Source organism: Cypionkella sp. TWP1-2-1b2, from assembly GCF_049896245.1.
In the GTDB taxonomy this organism is placed as follows: Bacteria; Pseudomonadota; Alphaproteobacteria; order Rhodobacterales; family Rhodobacteraceae; genus Cypionkella.
Window position 1 is genome coordinate 108,611 of record NZ_JAFCTX010000008.1, and the last position, 16,155, is coordinate 124,765.

17 protein-coding genes are annotated in these 16,155 nt (G+C 60.8%); 7 read left to right on the forward strand and 10 right to left on the reverse strand.

What is annotated here, in order from left to right:
- The first annotated feature begins 141 nt into the window (after nt 1-141).
- On the forward strand, nt 142-525 hold the full coding sequence (locus ACP7AP_RS07425; RefSeq protein ID WP_426033564.1) for an ArsR/SmtB family transcription factor: 384 nt from the start codon (nt 142-144) through the stop codon (nt 523-525).
- Here the strand turns inward: ACP7AP_RS07425 and ACP7AP_RS07430 are convergent.
- Nucleotides 503-2,164: a LysM peptidoglycan-binding domain-containing protein gene (locus ACP7AP_RS07430; protein ID WP_426033565.1), complete on the reverse strand. Its 1,662-nt coding sequence runs from the start codon at nt 2,162-2,164 to the stop codon at nt 503-505. The two genes, ACP7AP_RS07425 and ACP7AP_RS07430, sit on opposite strands and share 23 nt — an antisense overlap.
- Nucleotides 2,165-2,268: 104 nt before the next feature.
- On the opposite strand from ACP7AP_RS07430, the gene ACP7AP_RS07435 reads away from it, so the two are divergent.
- Nucleotides 2,269-2,832, forward strand: a complete 564-nt coding sequence (locus ACP7AP_RS07435; protein WP_426033566.1) for a TIGR00730 family Rossman fold protein — start codon at nt 2,269-2,271, stop codon at nt 2,830-2,832.
- 82 nt (nt 2,833-2,914) lie between these two features.
- The gene (locus ACP7AP_RS07440; protein ID WP_426033567.1) at nt 2,915-3,193 is read left to right on the forward strand and encodes a hypothetical protein; all 279 of its coding nucleotides are present in this window, start codon (nt 2,915-2,917) and stop codon (nt 3,191-3,193) included.
- 83 nt (nt 3,194-3,276) lie between these two features.
- Here ACP7AP_RS07440 and ACP7AP_RS07445 read toward each other — a convergent pair whose 3' ends face one another.
- From ACP7AP_RS07445 to ACP7AP_RS07480, 8 genes are all read right to left on the reverse strand, one after another.
- The gene (locus tag ACP7AP_RS07445) at nt 3,277-3,876 is read right to left on the reverse strand and encodes a superoxide dismutase (protein ID WP_426033568.1); all 600 of its coding nucleotides are present in this window, start codon (nt 3,874-3,876) and stop codon (nt 3,277-3,279) included.
- Between the two features lie 138 nt (nt 3,877-4,014).
- Entirely contained in the window at nt 4,015-4,425 is a 411-nt protein-coding gene (locus tag ACP7AP_RS07450; protein WP_426033569.1) for a hypothetical protein, read from the reverse strand.
- A gap of 82 nt (nt 4,426-4,507) precedes the next feature.
- Nucleotides 4,508-5,104 carry a sarcosine oxidase subunit gamma gene (locus tag ACP7AP_RS07455; protein ID WP_426033570.1) on the reverse strand — a complete coding sequence of 199 codons (597 nt, stop codon included), beginning with the start codon at nt 5,102-5,104 and terminating at the stop codon, nt 4,508-4,510.
- Nucleotides 5,097-8,105: a sarcosine oxidase subunit alpha family protein gene (locus ACP7AP_RS07460; RefSeq protein ID WP_426033571.1), complete on the reverse strand. Its 3,009-nt coding sequence runs from the start codon at nt 8,103-8,105 to the stop codon at nt 5,097-5,099. The genes ACP7AP_RS07455 and ACP7AP_RS07460 overlap by 8 nt, the downstream gene beginning before the upstream one ends.
- A complete protein-coding gene (locus tag ACP7AP_RS07465; RefSeq protein ID WP_426033572.1) occupies nt 8,102-8,425 on the reverse strand; it encodes a sarcosine oxidase subunit delta in 324 nt (107 codons plus the stop codon). The genes ACP7AP_RS07460 and ACP7AP_RS07465 overlap by 4 nt, the downstream gene beginning before the upstream one ends.
- Nucleotides 8,426-8,542: 117 nt before the next feature.
- Nucleotides 8,543-8,905, reverse strand: a complete 363-nt coding sequence (locus ACP7AP_RS07470; protein WP_426033573.1) for a hypothetical protein — start codon at nt 8,903-8,905, stop codon at nt 8,543-8,545.
- An 82-nt stretch (nt 8,906-8,987) separates the two neighbouring features.
- Nucleotides 8,988-9,539: a hypothetical protein gene (locus ACP7AP_RS07475; protein ID WP_426033574.1), complete on the reverse strand. Its 552-nt coding sequence runs from the start codon at nt 9,537-9,539 to the stop codon at nt 8,988-8,990.
- Nucleotides 9,539-10,786, reverse strand: a complete 1,248-nt coding sequence (locus ACP7AP_RS07480) for a sarcosine oxidase subunit beta family protein (RefSeq protein WP_426033575.1) — start codon at nt 10,784-10,786, stop codon at nt 9,539-9,541. Before ACP7AP_RS07480 ends, ACP7AP_RS07475 begins: the two co-directional genes overlap by 1 nt.
- 190 nt (nt 10,787-10,976) lie before the next feature.
- On the opposite strand from ACP7AP_RS07480, the gene ccmI reads away from it, so the two are divergent.
- From ccmI to ACP7AP_RS07500, 4 genes are all read left to right on the forward strand, one after another.
- The gene (ccmI, locus tag ACP7AP_RS07485) at nt 10,977-12,185 is read left to right on the forward strand and encodes a c-type cytochrome biogenesis protein CcmI (protein WP_426033576.1); all 1,209 of its coding nucleotides are present in this window, start codon (nt 10,977-10,979) and stop codon (nt 12,183-12,185) included.
- Nucleotides 12,182-12,688, forward strand: coding sequence for a Holliday junction resolvase RuvX (gene ruvX, locus ACP7AP_RS07490; protein WP_426033577.1), 507 nt, complete (start codon nt 12,182-12,184; stop codon nt 12,686-12,688). The genes ccmI and ruvX overlap by 4 nt, the downstream gene beginning before the upstream one ends.
- Nucleotides 12,681-12,914 (forward strand): DUF1289 domain-containing protein, encoded by a 234-nt coding sequence (locus ACP7AP_RS07495; RefSeq protein ID WP_426033578.1) that lies wholly within the window; start codon nt 12,681-12,683, stop codon nt 12,912-12,914. Before ruvX ends, ACP7AP_RS07495 begins: the two co-directional genes overlap by 8 nt.
- Nucleotides 12,915-12,981: 67 nt before the next feature.
- Nucleotides 12,982-13,875, forward strand: coding sequence for a T6SS effector amidase Tae4 family protein (locus tag ACP7AP_RS07500; protein ID WP_426033579.1), 894 nt, complete (start codon nt 12,982-12,984; stop codon nt 13,873-13,875).
- Between the two features lie 90 nt (nt 13,876-13,965).
- On the opposite strand, the gene ACP7AP_RS07505 is transcribed toward ACP7AP_RS07500, so the two are convergent.
- On the reverse strand, nt 13,966-15,963 hold the full coding sequence (locus ACP7AP_RS07505) for a hypothetical protein (protein ID WP_426033580.1): 1,998 nt from the start codon (nt 15,961-15,963) through the stop codon (nt 13,966-13,968).
- Nucleotides 15,964-16,155: the final 192 nt, after the last annotated feature.

Sequence of the window (16,155 nt, forward strand, 5' to 3'; positions counted from 1 at the left end):
GCTGTGGCCGCGCTGGCCTTGACTGTCGTATTCCGCATCACTTGATCCTTCATCGCAGGGGCCAAAAGGCCGCACCCGCTTTACCGCATCCCACATATCCACTACACCAAGATAGTTCAATGATTCATGAGCAGTTGAAACGTGGAGAAATCCCAAGCCCTCGCCGCACTCTCCGCGCTTGCCAATGATGCAAGGCTGGATCTGATGCGCCTGCTGATGCCCTTGGGCGATCAGGGACTGGCTGCGGGCGAGATCAGCCGGGCTTTGGGGCTGTCATCGTCGCGGTTGTCGTTCCATCTGGCGGCTTTGGAGCAAGCGGGCCTGATCCGTTCGCGCAAACTGGCGCGCAATGTGTTCTATTCGGTCGATGCCGCAGGCATGGGGGCTACGATCAGCTTTCTGCTCAACGATTGCTGCATGGAACACCCCGAGGTGATGGCCTGCTGCCGCCACGGCCAAACCGTGGCAGCCCCGGTGATATCGCCCGCTGCAATGACCCCGGCTACGGCGCCGCAGGAATCGTAAACACCTGACCCGGATAGATCAGGTTGGGGTCTTTGATCTTATCCTTGTTGGCCTCAAACACCTGCACATACATCACGCCATCGCCAAAATTCTGCTGCGCGATGCCCCACAGTGTATAACCCGGCTGCACCGTGACAGAGACCGGGGCCACAGCCGCAGGTGCCACAGCCGCAGGTTCTGATACGACAGGTGCGGCGGCGGCAGGTGCCATTTCAGCAACTGCCGTTTCTGGGACAGGTGCTGCGTCAGGGACCGCTGCGGTGGCTTCAACAGGCGCGGCCTCGACAACAGGGGCCGTACCCGCTGCGGCGGGTTCAGCCGCAGGGGCTGCATCGCCCGTCGCAACCTCTGTCGCCGCAGCAGGCGACACTGGAGCCACCTCGACGGCAGTGGTATCCGCAGTTGGCGCAGGTTCTGCCACAACGGGCGCTGCCTCGGCACTCACCTCAGGTTGAACCGCAGGCGTCGAGGCCGCAGCCAAAGCCTGCAAAGTCTCGCGCTTGAACGGGGTTTCAAACCGCGAACTCACCGTGCCATCCGCCGCCAGCTGATCCACCCGCAAGGTGTAAATCCCCGCCGCCACATCTGTCAACGTCGCAGCCCAAGCCCCATCCGGCCCCGCCGCCACATCGGCAATCGCCAGACCGTCGAGATAGACCCGCAATCCCGTCCCGGCCCCGGCCCGCCCGCCCAGCATCACAGCACCATCCGGGGCATAGCTGATCGTGTCCAGCGTGACCGCGCCCGCCAATTCAGCAGGTATTTCGCCACCAGATTGCAGCACCTTCACGCCCTCAGGCGCGATCAACACCGCCGCCGGAGCCTGCAAGGCGGTTGCCGCCGCAGCTTCAGAAGTCGCCGTCTCCGTAATCGCCGTTTCCGTGGCCGCCGTCTCCGTGGCCGCCGTCTCCGTGGCCGCCGTTTCTGGGGCCGCCGTTTCTGGGGCCGCCGTTTCCGTGGCCGCCGCAGCAACCGCAGCCAAAGCCACCGTCTCGGCCCCCTTCACCGCAACCCCATCCGCGCCCGTCGCCTGCAAGGATAACAACCGCGCCACCGGGCTGGGCGGCAGATCGAACAAAGCCGCAAACTTGCCCTGCGCGTCCGTCTGCGCACGGGCAACCTCAATACCATCGACCAGCATCGCCACCGCTGCCCCCGGCGCAGCCTGCCCCGCCACCGTCGCGGCACCATCAGCCGCAATTCGGGCCAGATCAAAGCTGGGCAGGATCGCGGCTGTCGCAACCGTGTCGATCGAACCCGAGCCTGCCGGAACCACCGTTTGCACAGCCTTATCATCCGCGGGTGCCGCAGCCGGGTCAACCACAGCACTCGCACCCGCAACTGGGGCTGAATCCGCCAGTGGCGCAGGCGCATCTGCCGCCGTTTGCGCCGCAGAAGCGTCAAGCGAAGCCACAGCCCCAGCCGTCGCTTCCGTGCCCGCAACCGCCGCCGGAACCTGTGCTGCCGGAACCTCGGCCCCCTGAACCTCTGTCGCCGTCACCGCAGCTTGATCCGCCGCAGGCACCGCCACCTCTGGCCCGCGCGCAAAGCCGAAATACCCCGCCACCGCCACAACCGCAGCGCCGCCCAGCAGCACAGCCCCGCGCTCGCCCGCACTCAGTCCACTCCAACCAGCCATCGATTCCCCCCGAGTAAGGCGTATTCAAGGCCTGTTCCCGGCCCTTCTTCCTTTCGTCATGGAACCGCTATATCAGGCGTTAAAGCAACAATTTTCGGATAGATATGCCCATGGCCCGTGCTCTGTCTTCGATCTGTGTCTTCTGTGGCGCGCGCGCTGGCAGCAATCCCGCCCATACCGCCGCCGCCCGCGCCATGGGCGCGGCCATCGCCGCCCAAGGTTGGCGCTTGGTTTACGGCGCAGGCGATGTCGGTTTGATGGGTGAGGTCGCGCGTTCGGCGCAAAGCTCAGGGGCCCCCACTTTCGGCGTCATCCCGACGCATCTGATGACCGCCGAGCGCGGCAAGCAAGATCTCAGCCAGTTGGTGATCACCGAAGACATGCATGAGCGCAAAAAGGTGATGTTCATGAATTCCGACGCCGTCGTGGTGCTGCCGGGCGGTGCGGGTTCCCTTGATGAGTTTTTCGAAGTGTTGACCTGGGCGCAAATCGGCCTGCACCGCAAACCGATCTTCCTATTGAACTCCGAAGGCTACTGGAACCCACTGATCGCCCTGATTGATCACATCATCGCGGAAGGCTTCGCCGATGCTTCGGTGAAGGGCTATTTCACCGCCATCCCCGACGTGCCCGCCCTGACCGAAGCCCTGCGCGCGGCCTTGTCCTGACGCCACGCACATCTTTAGGTTGCGCCCCGACCGCAGACCGCTAAACTGCCCATGGATGCGCCCCATGCAGTCAGGAAATGCCATGACCGACGCTCAACTTATCCGCAGCCTGCAATCTATTGGTATGGCATGTTTCGTCGCCCACCTGCCGCTGTTCGCCAATACCAAACTTAGCAACGAAACCATTGCCGCAACGCTAAATCATAGCTTTACCGCCAAAGCCTCGCGCAGCCGCACCAGCCATGCACGGGCTATCCTGCGTGCAGGCCGACTTGCCGACGCACTTGAGCTAATCTCGACCGCCCGTGTGCCGACCCTCGTGCAAAATCAGGCAAGATCAGCCCGCAACGCGCTGGGGTGATATTGGGGTAAAGCGGGGGTAATTAACACAACAAAACGCCCGCCCGGTTCCCAGGACGGGCGTTGTTGATACGGTGATAAACCTTACAGCTTGGCGCTTACCGCTTCCCAGTTGACCAATTTGTCAAGGAAGTTGCTCAAATACGCCGGACGCTTGTTGCGGAAGTCGATGTAGTAGGAATGTTCCCAGACATCGCAGCCGAGCAGCGCGGTTTGGCCAAAGCACAAAGGATTGACGCCGTTTTCGGTCTTGGTGACCTTCAAAGCGCCGTCCTTGTCCTTCACCAGCCAAGCCCAGCCCGCACCGAACTGACCAGCGCCAGCGGCGGCGAAATCTTCCTTGAACTTGGCAACCGAGCCAAACGCCTCAACCAAAGCTTTTTCCAAAGCGCCGGGAATGGCGTTGCCCGCAGGCCCCATCACTTCCCAGAACAGGTTGTGATTCCAGTGCTGCGACGCGTTGTTGAAGATACCATTCTGCGCCACGGAACCCGCGACATAGGTGCCTTTGACAATGTCTTCCAGCGATTTGGACTCCCACTCGGTGCCCGCAATCAGCTTGTTGCCGTTGTCGACATAGGCTTTGTGGTGCAGATCGTGGTGGAATTCCAACGTCTCTTTCGACATGCCAAGGGCCGCCAAAGCGTCATGTGCATAGGGAAGATCGGGAAGGGTAAAGGCCATCGGAGGTGCTCCTGTTCAGATATGCGTTGCACTCTATAAGTGACTTTGAAGCGGCAAGGTCAAGAGCAAGTGCTGCATTTCCCGACTTCTTTACTCGTCCTGCGCAAGACCTTGCCAGCCGTCACTTGCCAGCATTAGTTACTTGTTGATCGTGCAGCGCCCCTCGCTGGAGAACTGGTTGTCATAGCCCACCGGCGTCACTGTCAGCGACAGGCGGCCATCCTTGAAAACCCGCGCGCGATATTCCCAAGAGGCACTGTCGCTGGTGCCTTTCACGGTCTTCAACTTCCAGTCGAACACCGTGCGCACATCGCTGTCCGACTGCACCTTACCCTGAATTGGCTTGCCGACAGTGCCCATGATGATCGGATCATTGACCAAAACCGCACCCGTAGCCTTGTCATACGAGATCACATATTCGGGCTGGATCACCGAATCCGAGCGGCCCACGACGGGCTTGCAATCATAGACCACCGGCTTGGCACTGACCACGCCCGCCGCCAAGACCAGCGCCACAGTGCAAGCAAACGCCTTAACACGCATCCGCATCTGACAGAATCCTTTGTAAAACCCAGACCTCTACCAGAGCGTGCCGAGCCGTGACGCGTCAAGCCCTAACGCAATGCAAACGTTAGGAAATCTCGCTGCCCTTGGTCGCGGAATGGCTCAGCAATCCCATCACATATCCCGCCACCGAGCGGAAACACACCACGGTAAAGCCATCACCATCGCGCCAGAACGCCGCAGCCACCTGCGCCGCGCGGGTGCGGCGCAATTCCTTCGGCCCCAATGTGGCGAAATCCACCGGGGACAGCTTGGCCAACACCTGATCCGCCTTGGCTCCCTCCACCCGGAACACCGCGCGGGCATCCGACAAGGTTACCGCCAGATGATGCTGGCCGCGCAAAGCCTCGGCAATCGCCGCCAAAGCCGCGTCGGTCTCGCCGTAAGGCAGCAGCAGCAGATATTCGTCCGGGCTCATCCAGCCCGCCGCTTTTTCGCCCGCAATTTCAATCTGGCGCTGCGCAGGCACAGCCGTCCCCGCCGCCGCCATGATCGCCGCTGCCAGTCCCGGCAGATCAGCTTTGGCGCGCAATGAAATCATCCCCACTGGGCCAATTTCCCGCACCTTGGCAAAGCCATCAAACGAGGCATGACCAATGGCGCTGACAGGTTTGGCCCCGGCGATCTGGGCGCCGGCGATCTGGTCACTGACTGCATCAGACATTATTCTTCTCCCCGTCTTTGTCATAGAACACCGGATCAACCACGCGGGCCTTCACCACGCCGCCGGTGATCGTGGTAAACTCCACCACATCGCCAAGCCGCTCCATGCCGCCCTTGATCAACCCCATCGCAATGCCCTTTTTCAAGGTCGGCGAGAAGTAGGTCGAGGTCACCCGGCCTTGGGTATTGCCCTGCCCATTGGCATTCTTACCCGGCGAAGGAATATAAGCGCCGTCCTGAATAACCGAGCCGTCCAGAGTCTCAAACCCGGCCAGCTTCCAACGGTCGTGCGAGGCCAGATAGGTCCGCTCTTGCCCGCGCTTGCCAAGGTAATCTGCCTTCTTCTTCGAAATCGCCCAGCCCAGGTTCAAATCCTGCGGAATGATGGTGCCATCGGTCTCATCGCCGATCATGATAAAGCCCTTTTCGGCCCGCATGATGTGCAACGCTTCAGTGCCATAAACCATCGCGCCAAACTCTGCGCCCGCTGCGTGCAAGGCCTCCCAGAACGCCAGCCCCATGCTTGCCGGAACCGCGACTTCATAGGACAATTCGCCCGAGAAACTGATCCTGTACACCCGTGCAGGAAAGCCGCCCAAGGTGCCGTCGGCCCATTGCATGAACGGCAGGGTTTCCTTGGAAACATCCATTCCGCAGAGTTTCTCCAGCACTTTCCGAGCGTTAGGCCCGACAACCGCCACCTGAGCCAGCTGCTCGGTCACGTTGGCAGTATAGACCTGCCAATCCCACCACTCGCATTGCAGCCAATCTTCCATCCAGGCATGGATACGATCCGCGCCACCGGATGTGGTGTGGCAAAGCCAGGTATCCTGATCAATCCGCGCCACCACGCCGTCATCCGACAGGAAACCTTGTTCCGAACACATCAGCCCATAACGGCATTTGCCAATCGGCAGAGTGCTCATCACGCCCGTGTAGAGCATATCCAGGAACCGCCCCGCATCCGGGCCCTTGACGATGATCTTGCCAAGCGTCGAGGCATCCAGCAGCCCCAGATTGCTGCGGGTGTTGATCACCTCACGATGCACCGCCTGCTCGTGGTTCTCGCCCGCACGCGGGAAGGTGTAGGGCCTGCGCCACAGCCCGACGGGTTCAAAATACGAATGGTTCTTCTCATGCCACGCGTGCATCGGCGTCTTGCGCAGGGGTTGGAAGATATCCCCGCGAGATTCCCCCGCCAAAGCCCCCAAAGTGACCGGCGCATAAGGCGGGCGGAAGGTGGTAGTGCCCACCTGCGGAATTTCTTCATGTAACGCATCAGCTAGAACAGCCAGACCATTGATATTGCTCAGCTTACCCTGATCTGTTGCCATGCCCAAAGTGGTGTAACGCTTGGTATGCTCGACCGAAGTATAGCCCTCCCGCGCAGCCAGTTGCACGTCAGACACCTTCACATCGTTCTGATAATCCAGCCACATCTTGGCCTTCAACGCCGGACCCGCGCCCTGCGGCATGATCCAGACCGCTTCCATATCCGCTTCGGGTGCCGCATCGGCCACAGCCGCCTTAGCCTCGGCCTTAAAGCCCGCCGCAATCGCCGCCGCAGCCCCACCTTTGGCACCGCAAACCAAAGCCTCAGCCGCCGTCATCGCGCCATTGGCATTGCCGACAGGCACCACCATCGCCAGACCATCCGCGCCAGTCGGCGGACGCGTTGCATCAGGGCGGAAATGCGCATGGGTCTTGTCCCAGATCAGCTTGCCGCCGCAATGGCTCCACAGATGCACGACAGGCGACCAGCCGCCCGACATCGCCACTGCATCGCAGGAAATCTCTTCCAGAACAGCGCCTTCACCGGCTTGCACACAGAGCGACACCCCGGTGACACGCTTGCCACCCTTGACGTTGGCAATCGCCTTACCAGCCTCAACCCGGATGCCCATCGCCCGCGCTTTCGCAGGCAGATCACCCATAATGCTCGCCCGCGCATCCACAATACACGGTACCGACAGCCCCGCCTGCACCAGCGCAATCGCGGTGCGGTAGGCGTCGTCGTTGTTGGTCACAACCACGGTGCGATCACCCGGAGACACCGCGTAATTCACCACATACTCGCGCACCGACCCCGCCAGCATCACGCCGGGAATATCGTTGCCTGCAAACGACAACGGCCGCTCAATCGCCCCCGTCGCTGTGACAATCTGGGCCGCCCGAATACGCCACAGCCGATGCTTCGGCCGTCCATCGCCCGGCGTCGTGTCGGCGACCTTCTCTTCGGCCAGCACATAGCCGTGGTCATACACCCCCGCACCCATCGTGCGCAGACGCATCGTCACATTGTCCATAGCGGCAAGGGCTTGCACGGCAGAGTTGATCCAGATGTCCGCTGGCTGACCCTCAATCACATCGCCATCGACAGGCGCACGCCCGCCCCAATGTGCGGATTGTTCCAGCAGCATCACCCGCGCACCCGAAGCGCCCGCGACCAGCGCCGCCTGCAAACCCGCAATGCCGCCACCCAGAATCAGCACATCGCAAAAGCTGTAGGTATACTCATAACGATCCGCATCCCGCACGGTTGGGGCCTTGCCCAGACCAGCCGAGCGGCGGATGATCGGCTCGAACACATGTTTCCACGCAGCCCGCGGCCACATGAAGGTCTTGTAGTAAAAGCCCCCCGGCAGAAACCGTGCAAGCGTGTTGTTGATCACGCCGACATCGAATTCCAACGAGGGCCAGTGGTTCTGGCTGGCGGCTTCCAGCCCATCAAACAGTTCCGTGGTGGTCACGCGCTGGTTCGGCTCAAACCGACCATCGCGGCCCAAACCCACAATCGCATTGGGTTCTTCCGGCCCCGCCGCCACCAACCCACGCGGGCGGTGATATTTGAAACTGCGGCCCAGCAGAATCTGGTCATTGGCAAGCAGCGCCGCCGCCAGAGTATCCCCCGCCAAGCCGCGCAACTTCTTGCCGTTAAACGAAAATTCCTGCGGTGCGGCGCGGTCGATCAACCGGCCACCTTTTGAGAGACGGGTGCTCATTTGTAACCCTTCCAGTCCGGCCGCTTGGCCTTGATCTTGTCTTGCAACTCAGCAGGCGGAGCCGAAGACTGCGCCGCATAAGTGCCGAACACCTCCAAAGTGTTGGTGTCCCGCGCCGCCAAAAACCACTTGCCGCAGCCATAAACGTGCCGCCAGCGTTCAAAATGCACCCCCTTGGGGTTTTTGCGCGCGAACATGTAATCTTCAAACTCGGTGTCCGAAGACCCCGGCCCAAAGCGCTTGAGATGCGCCTCATAGCCCGGCGTCAGTTCGGTTTCTTCGGCTTTGACGCCGCAATACGGACATTCCAGAATCAGCATAGCGTCATCCCTGTTGGCAATTTGGGCGCAGGGGTCTGCGCAAACGAGAAAAGGGCGGACACCGCACGGTGTCCGCCCAAATTGGTCAGATCAAAGCCAGCCCGCAGGCCCGCAGTGTTACGGGTTGGCAGGTGCTGCCGGAGGTGTGGCAGGTGCCGGGTCAGCGGGCGCAGGCGTGACAGGATCAGCAGGCGCAGGGGTGACCGGATCGGCAGGGGCCGGGGTGACGGGGTCAGCCGGGGCTGGTGCGACAGGGTCAGCAGGTGCTGGAGCCACTGGATCAGCCGGAGCTGGCGTAGGCGTTTCCACCGTGACGGAGTTGGTCGTGCCGCCGTTGTCAACAGCCTTGGGCGCGCCTTGGCCGAACACAAACCACAACAGCAGCGCGACTGCGGCGACAAGACCGCCGACGATGAAACCGGTGTTGCTGGATTTGGGGACGGTCGTGTTACGCTCGGGTGGGCGATATTGGTCAGACATGATGCAGTCTCCTTGCAGAAGGTATCTGGCAAGGTAACGCGGCTGTGCGCGTTTTGGTTCCGTGGGGGGGAGGAGGCTAGCATCAGTGTGCGACTCCAAAAAAAAGATCGCCGAAACCCCATTGCATCGTAGCAATGACAACAATCAAGGCTTGAAGTCTGCCAGCGCGAAAAGCCACTTTCGTAACAAGCGCATCAGCGGCAAGGCCACGTTGGACGTTTAGGGCGTTTGCTGCTTCCCACTCACCCAAAGGAAATTGGCCTGTTGCAGCCGAATGACGCAACATTTTTTCGTCAGCCAAACCCGAAACCGCATTCGGCAAGTTCAGCGACAACTGCTCAAAAAGCTCCTTAACGGCAAATGTTAGTAGCGTGTTGTTATCTAGAGCCACACGAACAGCTTCTGCCTGATAATTTACCTGATCACTTGTTCGTTGTAACTTCTCATGCAGCCCAACGGGATATGGTAGTGCATGAGAAATAGATGCAAAGTAATCTACCGCCACAGCAGTTCCCATCGCACCTAGGCGTGCGAACATTGGACCATTTCCAGACCAAAAATATACCGCAGATATTACCAACCAGAGAGCAATCGCTCCCATGCCGACAACATCAACAACTTTGGCTCTTTCCATCAATGCGCCACCCCAGCCGCGACGCTTTCATCAATGAACTGGCCTTCCTTGAATCGCCACATGTTGAACGCCTCGGCCAAAGCCCCTGGCTCGCCTTTCGCCATCAGCTCGGCCATCGCCCAGCCTGATCCCGGAATGGCCTTGAAGCCGCCCGTGCCCCAGCCGCAGTTGATGAAGCAATTCCTCAGCGGCGTCTTTGAGATGATCGGCGAGCGGTCGCCAGTCATATCGACGATCCCGCCCCATTGCCGCAGCATTTTCAGGCGGCTGATCATCGGGAAAGTCTCGATCAGCGCGCGCAGGGTTTCCTCGATATGGTGGAACGAGCCGCGCTGGGTGAAGTTGTTGAAGCCGTCGGTGCCGCCACCGATCACCATCTCACCCTTGTCGGATTGCGACATATAGCCGTGCACGGTGTTGGCCATCACCACCACATCCATGCAGGGCTTGATCGGCTCGGACACCATCGCCTGCAACGCCACAGCCTCAATCGGCAGACGGAACCCGGCCATTTCAGCGACCTGCCCCGAATGGCCCGCCACCACAACGCCCAGTTTCTTGCAGCCGATGAAGCCCTTCGAAGTTTCAACTCCGGTCACGACCCCAGCTTCCGAGGTCACACCCTTAACCTCGCATTGCTGGATAATATCCATGCCCATGTCGGAACAGGCCCGCGCGTAACCCCAAGCCACCGCATCATGCCGCGCTGTGCCACCGCGCGCCTGATATAAAGCGCCCAAAATCGGATAGCGCGGCCCGTCAATGTTGATAATCGGCACCAGTTCCTTGACCCGCTGCGGCGAAATCCACTCGGTTGCGACACCCTGCATGTTGTTGGCGTGGACCGTGCGCAGATAGCCGCGCACCTCGTGATGGGTCTGGCCCAGCATCAGCAGGCCACGCGGGCTGAACATCACGTTATAGTTCAGATCCTGGCTCATCGTCTCATAGAGCGACCGCGCCTTTTCATAGATCGCAGCTGAGGGATCTTGCAGGTAGTTGGAGCGGATGATCGTGGTATTGCGCCCGGTGTTGCCACCGCCCAGCCAACCCTTTTCGATGATCGCCACATTGGTGATGCCGAAATTCTTGCCAAGGTAGTAGGCGGTCGCCAAGCCATGCCCGCCCGCGCCCACGATGATCACATCATAGTGTTTTTTCGGCGCAGGGGCGGCCCACGCGCGCTCCCATCCAAGGTGATTGTTCAGCGCCTGCTTGGCGATGGCGAAAACCGAATAGCGTTTCATGGGCTGGCCCCCCTATCTTGCGCTGCTTATCGCGTGATCCCTGCTTTTATCCCGCAACAGCAGCGGCACAATCGGGAAAATTGCGACATGAGTGGTGGTTTTGAACCCCTGTGCCCGGCTGCGGCAGAATCTCCCCTTTTGCGGGCCCGCCAAACCGCCTACATCGGGGCCAGCGGGTAAGGGGCGGATGATGCAGGATTGGTTTTTCTGGGCAGCGGTGACAGCCCTCTCGGTCGGCGTCGTGGCAATCCTGCTGCAAGCCTACCGCCGGGGCGATGCCAGCAGCGACACTGACGCCGCCCTGAGAGTCTACCGCGATCAGTTGGCCGAGGTTGACCGCGACCTTGCCCGCGCGGTGATCTCAGCCCCAGAGGCCGAACGGGTAAAAACCGAAGTCTCGCGCCGCTTGCTGGATGCCGACCGTGCGCGGCAAACCCCTGCCGCAATCGGCGATGGCAAGCTTTGGCCCACGGCCGTTGCCCTGATCCTCGCCGCGATTGCCGCGCTTTACACCTATGACCGCATCGGAGCGCCCGGCTATGGCGATCTGCCGCTGACCGACCGACTGGCTCTGGCCGATCAAGCTTACCGTGATCGCCCGAGCCAAACCGCAGCCGAGGCCGCAGCCCCTGCACCTGCAGCCGCGCCAAAGCCCGATGCCGAATTCGCAGCCCTGATGGAAAAACTCCGCGCCGCCGTCACCGCCCATCCGGATGACCAGCAAGGCCTTGCTTTGCTAGCGAAAAACGAAGCCCAGCTTGGCAATTACATTGCCGCCCGCAAAGCGCAGGAACACCTGCTGACCCTGATGGGCGACAAAGCAACCGCCAATGATCACGCGGGTCTTGCGCAAACCATGATCTTTGCCGCCGGGGGCGAAGTCACGCCAGAAGCCGAAAAGCACCTGATCCGCGCTTTGGAATTGGACCCGACCAACCCGCTCGCCCGGTATTTCTCGGGCCTGATGTTCGCCGAAATTGGCCGCCCCGACCGTGCCTTTGCGCTGTGGGAGCCACTGTTGCGCGAAGGCCCCGCCGATGCGCCTTGGATCACCCCCATTCGCGGCATGTTGCAACAAACCGCCGACGCCGCTGGCATCAAATACCAACTGCCAGCCGCCAAAGGCCCAAGCGCCGAAGATATTGCCAACGCAGACGGGATGTCGGCGGCAGATCGGCAAGACATGATCAAAGGCATGGTCGGTCAGTTGGAAACCCGGCTGAGGACCGAGGGCGGCCCGGTCGAGGAATGGGCGAAATTGATCACCTCTCTGGGCGTGATCGGTGAGAAAACCCGCGCCAAAACCGCCTATGACAAGGCGCTGACCGTGTTCCAATCCGATGACACCGCCTTGGGGGCAATCGAAGCCGCAGCCTCCACTGCCGGGGTCACGCCATGATCCTGACCGAGATCGCCGATTTTCTGGCCGCTCTGCCCCCCAACCGCGCCATCTGCGGCCTTGATCTGGGCGACAAAACCATCGGCATCGCGGTGTCCGATCTGCGCCGCAGCGTGGCCACCCCGATCCATACGCTGCGGCGCACGAAATTCACCACCGACGCCACCGAACTGCTGGCCGTGCTGACCGAGCGTAATATTGCCGGCATCATCCTTGGCCTGCCGCTGAACATGGACGGATCGGAAGGCCCGCGCGTGCAATCCACCCGCGCCTTTGCCCGCAATCTGATCAAATTGACCGATCTGCCAATCAGCTTCTGGGATGAACGCCTGTCCACAGTCGCGGCTGAGCGCGCGCTGCTTGAAGGCGACACTTCACGCAAACGTCGGCGCGAGGTGATTGACCAAGTGGCTGCGGGCTATATCTTACAAGGCGTGTTGGATCGGCTAAACTACATGGGCAGAGCGCCCGCGCCGCCACGCAACGAGGCCGAAAATGGATGAAGTCTGGAAACGCGAAGAAGTTGAAAGCCCCTGCGTCAAGCTTTGCATCGTCCACCCCGAGGCTCGCATCTGCATCGGCTGTTACCGCAGCATTGATGAGATCGCAGGTTGGGGTCGTCTGACCCCCGCCCAACGCACAGCTATCATGGCCGAACTGCCCAGCCGCGCCGCAACTCTCACCAAACGCCGGGGGGGCCGCATGGCCCGCCTTGGCGGCAAAGATTGACACGACTCGCAGGGTAGCCCAGCCTTGCCTCATATTTCGAAGCCGTTTTCAGCGATATGAGGTTGCCATGCCAATTCCCACCGTTGGGCAAATCCCGCTGGATTTTGCCACCCTGCGCGCCGGATATCCCACCTACAACCGCCTGCCAAAACACATCGGCGATTATATGGATGCGCTGAACGTCGGCAACACCGGGCCGCGCAACACCCCCTGTTGCTTTCAGATCTCCGAGGCGCTGAACCTTGCCGGGGCCGAGCATAAAATCCCCGCCCGCAGCTACCGCCGTGCCTGCGCCAGACTGGGCCAGAACTATTATCTGGGCGCGGTGGATGAGTTGGAGACCTACCTCACCAACCGCTACGGCCGCGGCGACACGGTCTATTCTGGCCCCGTCCATGGCGATATCCACGCCATCAAGGCCCGCCTTGCAGGCCGCTCTGGCATCATCACCTTCCGCGACAACGGTTACGGCCTGCACACCGAGCTGTGGAATGGCGAACATATCATCCAGAACGGTGCCCCCGGTTCCAATGGCGCTGGCATGTCGGAACGCGGCATCTTCGGCACCCCCCGCATCATCTTTTGGGCTTGCAGTGGTGACGATGCGCGTGATCTCATGCCCGCATGGGCCGTCGGCTGGTGGCAGATCGAGACCATCACCGATCCGTATTTCTACTACATCTCGGATCAATATGTGGTGTTCTACACCACCACCCGCCCCGCCAATATCCTGACCCAGCCGGTGCGGGGTGCGATGATGCAAGGCGTGGTGACGCTGAACGATGCCCGCCCCGGCCTGTCGATCCAGTGGGAGCCTTCTGCCGATGGTGAGACAACAGAGACCTATGCGCTTGACGCCGAGCCCGGTCATATGACCGGCAGCATCAACAACACCCTGCCCGCGATTGCCACCAAAATGACCCTTGCCATGCCAGCCCCGCCACCAAGACGCAGGCGCTAGATCGGATCAGGCTTACATGGCATCAGACATCGCGGCTAAGCGCGGCACAAGACCGCGTTTTCTGATCGTTTGGGGAAATTCCAAGCCGCTTCAGCTGACCAGCAGATCATCCATCAGCGCCGCTTTGGTGGTGTTCAGCACGGTCAGCACATCGCCCTCGCCAAAATTGAACACCACGTTCAGGCCGCTTTGCACCGCATGGCTTAAAGCCTGCGTAGCCGTGTTGACCCCGACAAAGCCGCTTAGCACCAGCACATCGACGTTGTCCTCAAAATCCATCACACGATCCGCACCAGAGGTTTTCGCGAACACAAACTGATCAGCACCCGCGCCGCCCGTCAGAAAATCGCGCCCTGCGCCACCATCCAGCCGATCATTGCCCGCGCCGCCGATCAGGCTGTCTTGGCCCGCAAGTCCGAACAAACGGTCATTGCCCGCCCCTCCGGTCAGCCGATTGGCCAAACCATTGCCGGTTCCGGTAAAATTGCCGGTGCCGATAAACGTCAGATGCTCGACCTGCGTTTGTGCCTCCAAGCCCGGACGGGTCAAAGAATACACCAGCGCCGTGCTCAACACGGTATCCACTCCCTCGCCAACCAGTTCGCGCACAGAATCCGCCGTCTGATCCACGACATAGGTATCATAGCCGAGACCACCATAAAGCTGATCGCGCCCGATGCCGCCATCCAGCCGGTCATTGCCGCGCCCGCCAAACAGCGCATCAATCCCCGCGCCACCGATCAACTGATCCGATCCATCCTGCCCGAACAGGAAATCATCGCCCGCCAGCCCCGACACCTGATCATTGCCCGTGCCGCCATAGAGGAAATCATTCGAGATCGCGCGACCCGTAATCGTATCATTGCCGCCATAGCCAAAGCCGAAGCCTGCATATTGTGCGGCATCTGTACCCGCCTCGCCAGCGGCAATCTCATAGGCCTCATTGCGCAGGGTCATTTTGGTCAGGCTAACGCCCACCATCTGCCCCGCCGCCTGCGCCACAGTGCCACGTTGCCCCAGCGAATAGGCGTCCATCGCATGCGCCAGGGAATGTTGATGCCGCGCCGTCAATGACCCGTCGGCATTGATCACCATCAGGCTGGATGCCCCGGTTTGCAGCCCCGGAAACCAACCCATCCCGATGCCATGCGACGCGAACCATTCATAACTGGCGGTGGCCAGATCGTTCTCATCCAGAACCACATTCGGATCATCGACCTTGCCATCGGCATTGGTCTCGGTGATCAGCACCGCATCGCCCGCGACCGAAGCAAACAACGTGTCGAGCAGGCTTGCAAGTTCGGCACTGGTGGTCGGCAGATGTGTCCCCATCCAGCCGGGATAGAGATGCGACGACCACACCAGATTGTCGCCGACCCCGGCGCGCAGATAGTCCAGTGCTGAAACATCGCCAATCTTGGTGCCCGCCAGCGTCAGAAAATCGCCGTTATAGCCCCAACCGCCGACCAATATCTTGCCTGCCGCCCGCGCCTCAATCTGCTCGGTTAAAGCAATCGCGTGATCGGCGTAAAGCTTGACGAAATCCGCCTTATCAAGATCACCCTGCGTGCCATTGGCGCGCACCGAGTGCTTGTAACCTGCGGACTCGTTCATCAGCTCCCAGCCATAAACCGAGTCCTCGACCGCCTTATGCTGATCCATCCAGTCGAGCATTTTGCTCCACGCGCCCGACACGTCGCTGTAATTGGCTTGCAACGCCGCATAGGCCGCAGCGTTGCTCAGCGCAGGCCAGCCCGCAATACCGCGCCCGATATTTTGCGCATCACCGCCAGCGTAAACCATAGTTAGCTGATAGCCCGCCGCTGTCGCTGCGGCCAGAAACCGCTCCATCTGCGGGTTCAGCGAGCCATCGGCGTTGAAGGAAAATTCGTTGAACTGCACCCGCAGATTGTTCACCAGCGGCAGTGCTGCCTTGATCCCTGCGACGAATTGCTCGGGGTTGCCATACATGTCTTGCGGGATCAGTTGCACCGGGTCTTGCCAGGTCCCGCCCGAGCCGTCCGCCGCCTTCATCACGATGTTGATCATCGCAATGCCACTTGTCGCCGTTGCAGCCGTAAGTCCCATGTCAAGCAGCCTTCTGAACACATCCGCCCAAACGCTTGGCACAAGGCCCCCCAGCCTATGCCAACGCGGGATAAACCCGCCCCGGCGCCGGGATCATCCTGAGGAAGCTGTGGCCGAACTTCGTGGTCAAACTTGGGCAATTTTGCGCAGAGGCCGTGGCCATTCTGAGCGAATATCTCCAGCCTAACATAA